This is a genomic window from Glaciecola sp. 1036, from assembly GCF_050306235.1.
Taxonomy (GTDB): domain Bacteria; phylum Pseudomonadota; class Gammaproteobacteria; order Enterobacterales; family Alteromonadaceae; genus Glaciecola.
In genome coordinates this window covers 106,674-120,022 of record NZ_JBLWFH010000009.1, presented here as the reverse complement: position 1 = coordinate 120,022, position 13,349 = coordinate 106,674, and the positions used below count along the sequence as shown (strand labels likewise).

Genomic DNA, 13,349 nt, shown 5'->3' with positions numbered 1-13,349 from the left:
CTTTACTTTCTGGCACAGTATCACCTATTCGTCTTCTAACAACCAACCGCGCACGACTTGAGCTGACAATTCAGGCTCATTTGCCACCAACGCACGCACTGCTTTTAATACATCTTCATCTTTATGTAGATTCGGTAATCTTAATGACCCATCAGCGGCAAAACCAACCTGACTTTCATCAAAATCATCACTTAGCATATCAATAGTTTCATCCCCAAGGTCAAGCTCAAGACTGGTTTCACCTTCGCTCTCTGCCACTTCTGCGTCAGGGAAGATAAGCTTCTTAAGCATGGGTCGAATAACCGCCATAATCAGTACTATGATGACCAATGCACCCATTACCAATTTCAGCATAGGCATAAAGAACTCTTGTTCCCAGAAAGGTTTTTCCGCTACTTCACCTATGTCTAAACGATTAAACGGAATGCTCACTACTTCTAGCGAATCACCTCTGGTCACGTCAAAACCAATACCACCTTGTAGCAAACGACGAATGTTCAATAATTCTTGTTGAGACATAGGCTGTGATTGCGCTTCACCTTCTGCGTTTACAGTTGTCATGTGATCAACTGCAACAGACACACTTAGGCGTCTTATTACACCTGTTTGTTGAGAAGTGTGGCTAATGGTAGTATCAAGTTCATAATTACGGGTTTGGTCTTTACTGCTATTACCTGGCACTGGCGTAGAGTTACCGTTGCCGACGGCTTCTTCAGGAATATCAGAATCTAAAGGAGGCTGGTTGGTCAAAGCACCTGGAATACCCGCAATAACATTACCCACACTGTTAGTTTCGGAAATACTTTCGCTGCGTACTGCAGGCAGATCTGGGTTGTAGCTACGTTGAGTTTGCTCAACTTTGGTAAAATCCATGCTCACATCAACTTGCGCAGTATAGTTACCCAGGCCTAAAACAGGAATCAAAATAGAGTCAATTTTTTGTAAGTATTCGTCTTCCCGTTTCTTTTCTAATTCATATTCTTTACGAGCTCGAGCACTAACAGAGTCTTGTGAACCTGAATTTAGTAAGCGCCCGTTATTGTCAGTAACTGTAACATTTGAAGGTTCCATGCTTTGCACTGCAGAAGCGACAATATCAACGATTGCATCGACTTCTTCACCCTTAAGAATCGACCCTCTTCTTGCAGTCACAACAACGGTGGCTGTGGCTGGTTTAGAATGTCTTGCAAACACGTTTTCTTTGGGTAAGGCTAATAAAACTCTGGCTTTGGCGACTGCATTGATATCTTCGATAGTTCGCGCAATTTGCTGTTCTCTGGCATGTTTAAGTCGTTCAAGTTCTAATCGTTGACTGACACCAAATCCCATGTCTTGCATGATGATGTTGCTGCCTTCATCATTTGACGTCTGGATCCCTGCCCTTGCCATACCTAAACGAACATCCTTAAATTGCGACTCATTGACTAAAATCGTGTTTCCATCAATTTTGTAATCAATTTGACTTTGATCTAAGTAGTCCAGAGTTTCTATCATTTCTTCTGGCGGCATGTGTGCCATAGGTCTGTAGGTGGGTTCTTTTGACCAAAGAAAAATGAAGAACGCAATAGCCACACAAATAACCAAGGTGACTACCATGGTAATTTGTCGAATAGTTTCAGTATTGCTTAAGGTATCTAAAACCAAATTACGCGGCGCTTCTTGTTGAGAATCGTTATCGCCTACATCATCGGTAATTGCAAGTTCAGTACTAGTTGATTCAGCCACTTTTTAGTTCCTTACTACACTGGCATATTCATAATGGTCTTATAAGCTTCTAGCACCTTATTTCTGACCTGAATTGTTGCTTCAAATGCGATTCCAGACTTTTCCTTGGCAACCATGACATCAACAAGTGATAAATCCGGGTCACCCATTTCAAATCTGCGTTGCAAATCTCTTGAAGTATGTTGTAGACCATTTACGCCATCTAACGCTTGATTTAGCATATCTGAAAACTCAGCTTTAGAAGGATTTGTTTCTACCCTTTGAAGTGGCGTTGATTGAGATGAAATCTCTGCCACCATTGATTGCATTTCCTGATATAAAGAACTGGCATTTATTTCCATCAGAAAGCTCCACCTGTCATTTTTTTGAATCTATGTTGTTCTAAAAATGACTAGTGCAAATGTAATGCCATGCTTTTACAAAAAGCGGCAATTTTTGTCATTTGGTATGCAATGAGTTGCAGTGAAGTTAAGTTTGGCAAAAAAAACCGCCCAACGAGATTGGGCGGAAGTAGGGAATCGACATCCATTGTCTACTGCTTACACATAAACCTTGGGAGAGGTTAAAGTATCTAGCACGGCAGCTCGATACCAGACTCTCGCATTTTGGCTAACTTGTATCTTAGTGTACGAGGACTAATACCAAGCTTTTCAGCAACATCTTTTCGTTTACCATGGCATTGCTGCAGTGCATCCAAGATAATTTGATGTTCCTGAAATTTTAATTCTGAACCTAATAATTTGTTATCGTCAGAAACTTGACTTTCATTAGCAACTTGAATTCTTGTCTGACCAGAAATTGGTTGGGTCATTTCAATTAACAAATCACTGGCATCAATTTGACCATTTTCAGCCAATATTAACGCTCGTTGAATAACGTTTTCTAATTCGCGAACATTGCCTGGCCAACTGTGATTAAGTAACTTGTGTACCGCACTCGCAGTAAGTTTTGGCAAAGATTGACCTGCTTGGGCTGCATGGCGAGCTATGAGATGTTCAGCCAGCGGCATAATATCGCCGGGGCGTTGACTCAAAGGTAACCAAGTGATCGGGAATACATTTAAGCGATAATAAAGGTCTTCTCTAAATTTACCTTGGTTCACCGCTTCTTTTAGATCTCTGTTACTTGTTGCGATTACTCTTACATTTAATCCAATAGTTTTGCGTCCACCGAGTCGCTCCACTTCTCTTTCTTGAAGTACACGCAGTAATTTTGCTTGCAGAGATAAATCCATCTCAGTAATTTCATCAAGTAAAATGGTGCCGTCTTGGGCTTGTTCAAATTTACCAGGACAGGCTTGAATTGCTCCAGTAAAAGCACCTTTTTCATATCCAAATAAGGTGGCTTCTAACATGTTTTCAGGAATAGCTGCGCAGTTAATGGCAACAAATGGCGCTTCGTTTCTTGGCGATTGATCATGGATATAACGTGATAAGACTTCTTTACCACTACCACTTGGTCCGAGCACCATAACGGTAGCGTCTGACTTTGCGACTTTGCGGGCTAAATTAAGTAACACTTGGCTACTTTCGTCACCAACGATAGGGTCTTTTGATTCTACTCGCTGCGCAGGCGCATAGCGTCCGATAAGGTTTAATAGTACCTGAGGTGCAAAAGGCTTGGATAAATAATCAGTTGCGCCATCTCGCATTGCTTGAATAGCATCATTAATGTTTGCATAAGCAGTCATTAGCACCATAGGCAATTTAGGATATTTGTTCTTTACGCTACGCAATAACGAAAGACCGTCCATGCCTTGCATTTGAATATCACTTACTACCAAATCAAACTCTGCTTCTGAAAGCTTCACCATGGCAGATTCAGCACTATCTACCGGTGTAACCTGATAGCCTCCCAACAAAAGAGTGTCGACTAAAGCTTCTCTCAGACCATGATCATCTTCTACAATTAAAATCTTAGTTTTGCTCACGTTCTGCTTCTCCTAAAGTTTGTTCAGTTTTGTTTGCATCATACATAGGAATGTAGATGCTAAACCAAGCGCCGCCGGATTCATTGTTGCCACAATTAACAAAACCTTTATGGGCTTTTGCTACTGTGTTTACTACCGCCAATCCCAGACCAGTACCTTGCGACTTGGTGGTAAAAAAGGGTTCGAATAATTTTTGTGCCTCACAGTTACCTAAGCCTTTGCCATTATCGGTAACCTTAAATTCAATATGAGGCAGCGCATTCACAGTTGCTTGCTGAATGCATAAACAGACTTGAGGGTTGTCTACTTCTGAAACCGCATGAAGCGCATTGTGTAGAAGGTTACCCAAGGCGCCATCTAATGCACTGGCATTGGCAAGAATGAATGAAGATTCAGACAAGTTTTGTTGATTAAAGCTCACATTAGCCGCCACAAACTGTGCTTCAACTTGTGCACAGGCACTGGTTTCAACATCTTTTGATGTCATAGGTTTTGCTATTTGATTATCGCCACTTTTGGCAAACAACAACATGTCATTTACTTGGGACTCTAAATCATGCAAACGAGAAAGCAATTTATCGGAAAATCTCTCGGCTAACGCATCATTGTCACAAATGCTTTTTAAGTTTTCAGCATACAAAAGCGCTGCGCTTAATGGGGTTCTCACTTGATGTGCTAATGAAGCAACCATCTTTCCTAACGAAGAAAGTCGTTGCATATGACTGACTCTATTTTGTAACGCACGGGTTTCAGTCAAGTCAGTAATCACCACTAATTGACCTTTTTCTTCAGTCAAAGGCGATATGTCTATTTTAACCCTTTTGCCGTTTCGCATGCTCACTTCATGCCCATCATCGGCTTTCGGAGCAAATGCACGTTGAATCACTTCACGCCACAGTTTACCAATCAATGGCTCTTCTAATAGCAGCTTTGCCTGATTATTCGCTAACGAAACCTTACCTTTATGATCAATCACAAGAACACCTGCTGGCATAACTGAAAGCAAGTGAGATAGTCTGTTTTGATCTTTACTCAGTTTTAACTGATGATTAGACGTTAGATGGCTTACATTTGGTGGCATTTGCTCACCAAGACTTAAGCTTGCTCTTGTCTCTTGGTTTTCGGTGACTCTAGATTTTGTGACGCTTAACGACATAAAAAACACTACCTATTCTTTTGTTGAATAGACTAATGCATTCATTATGCCAATGATAATTATTCTTAATTTTCAGCTAGTTACACAATAAATATTTATGAAGCGTCAAATAGCCGTCTTAAGATTAACCGTTGTCGGGTTCTTTTTGACGGTTGATATCATATTTGCGCATTTTTTCAACTAGCGTGGTTCTTCGCATCCCAAGTTGATCTGCAGCTCTAGCAACAACCCAATCCTGTTTATCCAGCGCTTGTTTAATTAGACTAATTTCTAAATCAGACAAATACTCTTTCAAATTTACGCCATCTGAAGGAAGTTCAGTGTCTGTTGCCATAGGTTGACTGATATCGGAATCAGAAGACAGTGGATTATTCTCTGCATATCTGAACATAGCGTTAATTGCATCACGTTCATTAGCATCGTTAGGCACAGCATGCTCTTGAGAATTGCCTTCTTCGTCATATTGATATTTGTGAGGCAAGTGTTGAGTATCTATCACTTTGCTTGGATGTAAAATAGACAAACGCTCCACCAAGTTAGACAATTCCCTTACGTTTCCTGGCCAATCATGCAACATCAGAGACTTCATGGCGTTTTGAGTGAATTTCACACTGGCTTGGCGAGCACCTTCTAAACGCGATGCTAACTCTTGTAATAAAAGCGGAATATCTTGCGCACGCTCACGTAAGGCTGGCGATTCAATAGGAAACACATTTAAACGATAAAATAAATCTTCCCTAAATTTGCCTTCTGCAATCATAGATTCTAGATTACGGTGAGTTGCCGCCACAATGCGAACATCACATTGCATGGTTTTATTTCCGCCTACGCGCTCAAATATTCGCTCTTGCAACACTCGCAATAATTTGACTTGCATTTGCAAGGGCATGTCCCCTATTTCATCGAGAAATAAGGTGCCGCCTTCGGCCAATTCAAAACGACCTTTACGGGCGCTAATCGCCCCTGTGAAAGCACCTTTTTCATGACCAAAAAGCTCACTTTCAAGCAATTCACCTGGAATAGCCCCACAGTTCACCGGAACAAAAGGGCCTTTGCGGCGTTTTGACATATAGTGAATATTTCGTGCAATAACTTCTTTACCAGTACCTGATTCACCAAGCACTAGTACATTTGCTTCTACTGGCGCTACTTGCTCAATCAAATCACGAACTTCTGTAATACCACGACTGTTCCCTACTAAGGATCTGAACAGTTTAGTTTTGCCCGACACTAGTGTTGAAATAGGACGGTTTGCAGTGAAATAGTCTTCACTTTTTCGCAATAGCTCAGTAAAACTTGGGTAGGTAATGGGCTCAAATAAAGAACCAATTAAATTTTTAAATTCTTTATCACCACTGAGTTGAAAGCCTATATTGATAAATGGGCGGTCAGGGAATTGTTGAATAATATCTTCCGCCAATTCAGGCATTTCTCCATCAATTAAAATAGCGCTTAAAACATCTTTACTACTGATTTTATTGATACAATCTTGATAGTTAGTTGCGCTGCTGTTTTCACCCAAAAACGTTAATATGATAGATAAGGTATCAATACGATCTTGGTTGTCACTAACTATTAAAATCTCACTCATGGCAATATTATTTCTTTTTTAGTCACTCAGAATTAATTGGATACTATCAAATCAACCGTTTAAAAACACACAATTTTATCTATAAATGGCGTCAATAACGGGATTATAGGTCACAAATGTGCATTTTTTAAACGATTCAGTGGAATTTTTGAATAAAATTGGCAATTTAATAGCGAGAAAATTATTCCTTTGCTAGTTTTTTATTCCAAACTCCAAAGATTAGGGCAAAGATATTTGTAACTAACGCTGAATATAATATTGATATTTAAATTCAGCTTGTTGCCAATCATCTTGGGTATCGATGTCTTGGACCAAATAACTGGGAATTATGATGGGATGAGAGTGGTTACTAAAAATTGGGCTGGCGTTCAACCATGTTCTCGCCCTTGCCCAATAAAACTGACCAGCATCATGGTAAACCTCAGGTAAATCTTGAGATCTTGTTTGCATGAACTCAGGGAATAGCATCTCGAGACCTTCCGCTTCTACTACAAAACCTCTTTGCACTGGAAATTCAAAAGCAGTCGCACAAAAGCTGTAATGTATATGGCGGTCAGACGCAACGATTTTTTGGGCAAGATCAATATTTTTGTTATCCACTAAGGGAGCAGTAGCATAGAGACAACAAACCAAACTATCATCTGTTAACGCGCATTGCTTAATAGCATCTTGAATAACATCCGCGGTGGTGGCGAAGTCATCGCTTAATTGGGCATTTCGCCAAATAATCTGATCAGCACCATTAGCCAAAGCTACCTCAGCAATTTCTTCATCATCTGTGGTCACTATAATTTTTTCAATTGATTGACTGCTCAGCGCTGCATTAATCGAGTAACTTATTAAAGGTTTGCCAAGAAATGACTTTATATTTTTACGAGGGATACGCTTACTTCCACCGCGCGCTGGAATTATACAATAGCTCATGAAGCTTGATCATCTGTTTGAGACTGGTTGACAAAAAAGTCCGAAATCAAACTTGAGACCTTTTGTTGTTGGTCGTCAGTTAAATCAACAAAGATGGGTAAACTAATTGCCCCGTGATAATAATTTTCGGCTACGGGAAAATCACCTTTAAAAAATCCAAGTGCTTGATAATAAGGGTGATAATGGATGGGAATATAATGTACATTTACCCCTATTCCATTCGCTAGTAAATAATTATACAGCGGTAATCTATGCTCATGTGCAACTTGTATGCTGTATAAATGCCAAGCCGAACTATCAGCTTGTTCCATGTTAGGCAATTTAATGGGTAAGTCGCCCAACAACTTCGCATAGTTTTTTGCCACTTTAACCCGAGCGCTAACAAAACTATCGATTCGTTTTAATTGACTGATGCCCAAAGCCGCATGAATATCACTGAGTCTAAAATTGTATCCCAACTCCAATTGCTGATAGAACCAACTCCCTTCTGAATGAGGCTGCATCCAATCAGGATTTCGGGTAATGCCATGCTTGGCAAATAGCGTGGCTTGCTTAGCTAATTCAGCGTTATTGGTTAATACAGCGCCACCTTCTGCTGTGGTAATTGTTTTCACTGGATGGAAACTTAATACACAAAAATCAGAATAAGCACAGCTACCCACCTTTGAATCAAGATAAGTGGCTCCCAATGCATGTGCTGCATCTTCGATAATAGCAACTGCATATTTTTGACATAAGGCATGAAGCTGCTGCATATCATTACTCATGCCTGCAAAATGCACTACCACTATGGCTTTGGGTAAAGTTTGGGTATTTGCTGCTCGTTCGAGCTTTAGCTTTAACTTTTGCAGAGATATATTGCGAGTGTCGGGATCTATGTCCACAAAATCTACATCAGCACCACAATAGCGAGCACAATTGGCTGATGCTGCAAAAGAGTTTGGTGAAGTCCATACCAAATCCCCTTGGCCTATACCTAAACTTAAACATGCCACATGTAAGCCTGATGTACCTGAATTCACCGCAATACAATGTTCAGCGCCTGTGTATTGGCACAGGGCTTCCTCGAAAGCTGGAACCATTTTGCCTTGAGTAATAAACTGGTTCTCTAACACATCCACCACTGTGGCTATGTCTTGCGGGTCTATTTTGTGCTTTCCATAAGGGATCATAAGGTATTTTTATCTAACTCAACGAGTTCTTCTACAGTTAAAAAGTGTGGATTGGTACCTGAATGATATTCGAATTTATCAGAAACCTGGGTTCCTCTCTCTAATAGCTTATTTTGAAAATAGTCTACCGAATTATCAAAAAACTTAATGGCTGGCGTTATGACAAAGTGATCGCTAAATTCTATCGAATGATGGGCCATCTCTTCAGGCACCATGACTTCATGTAATTTTTCGCCCGGACGAATACCTACCAATTTAAAATCTCGGTGGCCACTCATGGCTTCCACCAGATCGACAATATTAATGGATGGAATCTTGGGCACAAAGATCTCCCCTCCTTGCATACGGGCAAAGTTCTTAATTACAAAAGAAACGCCTTCATCCAAGGTGATCCAAAAACGTGTCATTTCTTCATGGGTGACAGGTAAAACTTCAGTACCTTTAGCCAAGAGTTCTCTAAAAAAGGGCACAACAGATCCTCTTGACCCCACAACATTGCCATATCGTACAACCGCAAATCTAGTGCCACTAGCCCCTGCGATGTTATTTGCAGCCACAAACAATTTATCCGAGGCTAATTTAGTTGCGCCATATAAGTTTACTGGGTTAGCGGCTTTATCAGTGGATAGTGCGATTACTTTGGAAATTTGATTAGCAATACAAGCGTCTATTACGTTTTGCGCGCCATTAATATTGGTTTTAATGCATTCATTTGGGTTGTACTCAGCGGCCGGCACTTGTTTTAGCGCTGCGGCATGCACAACAAAATCCACGCCCTTGGTGGCCGTGAGCAATCTTTCTCGATCTCTCACATCGCCCAAAAAATAACGCATGCAGGGATGATCGAATTGCTGCTGCATTTCAAACTGTTTTAACTCGTCTCTGGAAAATACGATGAGACGTGCAGGTTGATAATGGGCCAAAATATGGGTGATAAAACGTTTGCCAAAAGACCCAGTTCCGCCAGTTATTAAAATACTTTTGTTATCAAACACCTTTGGCAAACTCCTCTAAACATTGCTCAATTTGATTAATATTAGTTGCGAAATAGCCGTAGTCCAATACATCTGTTGCAAAGATGGGACGATTGAGCCATATACCTCTACTACCAAACTTATCAAGAATTGTGCCGCTTTGAATTTTTTGCTTTGGAATTGCGATATAATGTTTAAAAGCAAACACTTGAGACTGCTGTTGCAGAAGTTCGAGCAAGGAAACGACTGATTTATGATTGGCTGGGTGCTGAGGGTCTGATAAGGAAATCTGAAAAAACTGATTTAGTTTAAATCTAGGTTTTTGCACAAAAACGCCAAATTCATGACGTTGCTCGAATCTAGCTTGCAGATTATGTGTTAGATCTTGGATTAAGGGTAGACTTATTTGACCTTGGTTAAAATCTGAAATCAAGTTTTCACAAGCTAACCAGTTAGCATAATCCACCAGCATCACACTTATTGTATTGCTCGCTTTTGCAACTTCCTTGGCAATCTCAATGTTTGAGGTCACGAACAAACAATCACTTTTATCCCAATGTTTATAGGCTACTTTAAACTCAGTAAACTGCGCCTGACTATCTAAGTACAGAGCACATTTATCAAGATCCTTAGTATCATCTCTTTCTAGTAGTTGAATCTGTCCGCAATCCTGTTTTATTAACTGGGTAAGCTTAGGTTCAAAACTTAACAAAGGCAATTTGGGTGCTTGTAGATATTTTTTTTCTCTTAATTCAGCAAAGGCAACACTAATATCCCAAACCGGGGATGGAAGTTTAAGCAGGCTGATAACCTTAATTAAAAATTGATGCCATGCTGTTAAAATCTGATTAGCGTTTGCGATGGCACTTTCTTCAGGTAAGGTCTTTACCTTTATTAAAGCAGCCATGAAGCAACTGACCGTCGAGCTAAATAACACATTAAAATACATAGTGTTGAAGCTCTCTAATATAGATTTGGTTTGATAGGCGCTTAATAAGGCTTCAATTTCCTCAACTGCCTGCAGGTTTTTTGGCGTTCTTTCAGCAAGTTCTTGCAATAAGGCGACTAAATCTTCAGTAGCAAAAACGCTTTCAAAATCCTGTTTAAATGAAGCTTCAATTGGCGTAAAACAGGCTCTAAATGCCTCTAAGGATTTGACTTTTTCTTCAGGTGTGGCCAATACAAAAATATCTTCAATAGGAAGAGGATAACTGCCTTGCACTTTTGCGCCATCGGAGGTGTTATAACAATCTAGGGAAAAATCTCCAAGCACTTGTTCTAACATGGTCTTGGACATTTTAAATTCAAACTTAGTAAATACAGATTGACTAAAATTACCTGGCACTTGCAGTAAGTCTTTACCTTGGCCGGAAACTTTATATACATCCTTCCCCTGCTGATAGTACGCTGAGTTTTTACTGTGGTGGGCATTAGGGTCTTTAAAACCTAAATCGACGCCAAAAAGATAAATATCTGTAAAACCTGCGTGAGCAAAAAAGCTTAAAACAAAATTAGATACCGTTGGATAAGCCGCGCTAAGAGAAACAAAGTCATTCTCGGGGCGTAAAAATTTAACCACTGAGGAAGAGGCTTCGCCATTTTTTAATGCTAAAAGAACATCTTTGAACAACTGAGTATTATCCGGGTGAATGCCATCCACACTAATCAGCGTAATTTGCTTTAAATAGTCAGCATCATCAATTTGTGTAATCCAGTCATAATTTGCCCTATAGAGCTCAATTTCTGCATGAAAATCTGGGCAGATACCATGAGTGTATAAGGATTTTATTGCAGTGCCGCAACTAATGATAATAGCTGTATCTTGGCAAGCTTTGATTTGTTCAATACTGTAGTCCAGTGATGGACCATTGCCCACTATAAAGACAGGCTGTTGACGAAGTTTTTTACTTAATCCTGTTACATCTTTTGTCATGTATGGCACTGAAGTTTCAACTGAATGCAAAAAATGTTGAATGCCATAGAATGAATGATCAAAATTATCAGAAATACCAAACAAGCTGGTAAAGGTATTACGCAACTCGGTGAGTTTAAGGTCGATATTCTGGGCTGCATAGCCCTGAAAAATAAAGGATTGCGCGACCTGATGATTGCCTATTAATGCGAGTTGATAACTGTATTCAGATATCAAACTGGCGCCTAGTTCACCAATGTTTAAATATACGTGCCCGTCACCTTGATCTTTATGTTTAAAAATTTGTTGCCAATCTGACACCAGCAATGACCAGTAAAAAAAGTCTGGGTTTGGCTCATTAATAAAAAAGTGTTCATTTTCGCGCAAATTATAAAGTGCTTCCGCTACATAGCCATTGCCCAATCCGAAGGCGATTAGTACTCCAATTGATGGGGGCAAAGCGGCTCGTTGCTCTGTTTGACCGGAAATAACAGCGCCAATTTGAGTGTAAAATTGGTTAAACGCAAAGTGAGTAAGCTTATTCCCTGCATACCCCATCACCAGTGACTCTTTATTCGGATAATTGGCAAATTGCTCTGTACTGGCTACGGCGTCTTGTTCTGGGTTAGGAGTATAGGCACACAGGTGAATTGCATTAAACAGACTTATTTGACCTGAAGTTTTATGTACTATTGGCATCCAATACTGAGATTTATAGTTTTTAAAAACCTGATAAATATCATTGAAATAATATTCCAATGACGAAAGGTTGTTGGTCAATTTTTCAGGCGGTGTTTCCAGTACTTCCCAGTCTTGTATATTAATTGCAGAACGCCAAACGCCCGGCTCACTCAAATAGGCGTCACGGGAATTATCTTTCATCTCTGGATTTCGCAATGAGCGCAGAATTTCGTCAGAAGTAGCATTATGCAAATGCTGAAAAACAACCGCTTTATTAGCTTGTGTATGATTCGCCAATTCAACTAAATCTTGGGTTAACGTCTGTCCCGAGGACTGAGTTTGAAAAAACAGTGCCGTACCATCTTTAGCAAGTAATTCTAGAAAAGCAGCCCAATCAAAGGCTAACGCTGATGTATGAATAAAATGCGGATTTTCTTCATATATAATAAAATACTTAGGACGTAATTTTTGGTACAGGTCGAGCAAATGTAGCCCTTTACCCAAGCCCAAAACAACTAGGGTGTCGGCAGTTTTTGCATACATTTCTAACTGCTCAGTATACGCACAAGTTTGTTGAAAAATGTTGTCTTGGCCTACTAGTTTTACACTGGGAAAAATCCTCTCAGAGGAAGGGTCAATATCCACAAGCACCGAGGATAATGGCCAATGTTTGGTTTGATTTTGAATTTCAGTATCAACATGAAATGGATATAGCACTTTGCCTGTGGAAAAGTTTACAACATTGAGTTCACCGTTAGCATTAGTAAATACACTTGTAGTTTGAGGCACGAAGTGTTTTAAAAAATTACCAATATTAGGCAGATATTGTTCAAATGCGGCTAAATTGGCCGCAAATCTTTGTTGAATAAAGAGGGATTTTTGTTGTTCTATTTCAGCTTGGACAGTCTCATTTTCATGGAGATGTTGTCTTATGTAATTTAGCATGCTTACCCGTGTAATGGCCGATCGCTTTTTTACCTTTGCTTAAACCTAGAATTTCTTGTTGTACCCCTTTTTTAAGGTCATCAACAAATTTTAATAACTGTTGGTTTATTGACAGTTCAGCTTGTATAAAGGCTTTTACGTCGAAATTTGGCGTTTTTGGTTGTTCTTGCAAGCTAGTTAGCAAGTTTTCGACCAAAATTGCCCTTTCTTGGGTAAGTTTTGAAATTTCGTCTATATCTTGTATGTCATTTTCCAGATTCGCTTGCAAAGCTCGGTTTACAAGCGACAATTCTGGCGGCACCTGCTCGTGATTTAGCAGAGCAATATCAAATGTCATGG

General features: G+C 39.9%; 10 protein-coding genes. All 10 read right to left on the bottom strand.

The genetic code is table 11. The annotated features are described in order from the left end of the window. Positions 1–24: 24 nt before the first annotated feature. Positions 25–1,725, bottom strand: coding sequence for a flagellar basal-body MS-ring/collar protein FliF (fliF, locus tag ACNKW3_RS14040; protein ID WP_427399938.1), 1,701 nt, complete (start codon positions 1,723–1,725; stop codon positions 25–27). A gap of 14 nt (positions 1,726–1,739) precedes the next feature. After that, the gene (gene fliE, locus ACNKW3_RS14035; RefSeq protein WP_427399937.1) at positions 1,740–2,066 is read right to left on the bottom strand and encodes a flagellar hook-basal body complex protein FliE; all 327 of its coding nucleotides are present in this window, start codon (positions 2,064–2,066) and stop codon (positions 1,740–1,742) included. Between the two features lie 230 nt (positions 2,067–2,296). Then, complete coding sequence (locus ACNKW3_RS14030) at positions 2,297–3,655, bottom strand: sigma-54-dependent transcriptional regulator (protein WP_427399936.1); 1,359 nt, start codon at positions 3,653–3,655, stop codon at positions 2,297–2,299. Beyond that, complete coding sequence (locus ACNKW3_RS14025; RefSeq protein WP_427399935.1) at positions 3,642–4,811, bottom strand: sensor histidine kinase; 1,170 nt, start codon at positions 4,809–4,811, stop codon at positions 3,642–3,644. Before ACNKW3_RS14025 ends, ACNKW3_RS14030 begins: the two co-directional genes overlap by 14 nt. A gap of 124 nt (positions 4,812–4,935) precedes the next feature. Further along, complete coding sequence (locus ACNKW3_RS14020) at positions 4,936–6,402, bottom strand: sigma-54 dependent transcriptional regulator (protein WP_427399934.1); 1,467 nt, start codon at positions 6,400–6,402, stop codon at positions 4,936–4,938. Between the two features lie 240 nt (positions 6,403–6,642). After that, positions 6,643–7,326, bottom strand: coding sequence for a pseudaminic acid cytidylyltransferase (pseF, locus tag ACNKW3_RS14015; protein ID WP_427399933.1), 684 nt, complete (start codon positions 7,324–7,326; stop codon positions 6,643–6,645). Then, positions 7,323–8,498, bottom strand: a complete 1,176-nt coding sequence (pseC, locus tag ACNKW3_RS14010; RefSeq protein WP_427399932.1) for a UDP-4-amino-4,6-dideoxy-N-acetyl-beta-L-altrosamine transaminase — start codon at positions 8,496–8,498, stop codon at positions 7,323–7,325. The genes pseF and pseC overlap by 4 nt, the downstream gene beginning before the upstream one ends. Then, a complete protein-coding gene (pseB, locus tag ACNKW3_RS14005) occupies positions 8,495–9,493 on the bottom strand; it encodes a UDP-N-acetylglucosamine 4,6-dehydratase (inverting) (protein WP_427399931.1) in 999 nt (332 codons plus the stop codon). The genes pseC and pseB overlap by 4 nt, the downstream gene beginning before the upstream one ends. Then, positions 9,486–13,010, bottom strand: coding sequence for a 6-hydroxymethylpterin diphosphokinase MptE-like protein (locus ACNKW3_RS14000; protein WP_427399930.1), 3,525 nt, complete (start codon positions 13,008–13,010; stop codon positions 9,486–9,488). The genes pseB and ACNKW3_RS14000 overlap by 8 nt, the downstream gene beginning before the upstream one ends. Beyond that, complete coding sequence (locus ACNKW3_RS13995; protein WP_427399929.1) at positions 12,979–13,347, bottom strand: hypothetical protein; 369 nt, start codon at positions 13,345–13,347, stop codon at positions 12,979–12,981. The genes ACNKW3_RS14000 and ACNKW3_RS13995 overlap by 32 nt, the downstream gene beginning before the upstream one ends. Positions 13,348–13,349: the final 2 nt, after the last annotated feature.

Bases quoted from the DNA above. Each gene is read 5' to 3' on its own strand.
- fliE (WP_427399937.1), bottom strand. From the start codon at position 2,066: ATGGAAATAAATGCCAGTTCTTTATATCAGGAAATGCAATCAATGGTG.
- ACNKW3_RS14025 (WP_427399935.1), bottom strand. From the start codon at position 4,811: ATGTCGTTAAGCGTCACAAAATCTAGAGTCACCGAAAACCAAGAGACA.
- ACNKW3_RS14020 (WP_427399934.1), bottom strand. From the start codon at position 6,402: ATGAGTGAGATTTTAATAGTTAGTGACAACCAAGATCGTATTGATACC.
- pseF (WP_427399933.1), bottom strand. From the start codon at position 7,326: ATGAGCTATTGTATAATTCCAGCGCGCGGTGGAAGTAAGCGTATCCCT.
- pseC (WP_427399932.1), bottom strand. From the start codon at position 8,498: ATGATCCCTTATGGAAAGCACAAAATAGACCCGCAAGACATAGCCACA.
- ACNKW3_RS14000 (WP_427399930.1), bottom strand. From the start codon at position 13,010: ATGCTAAATTACATAAGACAACATCTCCATGAAAATGAGACTGTCCAA.
- ACNKW3_RS13995 (WP_427399929.1), bottom strand. From the start codon at position 13,347: ATGACATTTGATATTGCTCTGCTAAATCACGAGCAGGTGCCGCCAGAA.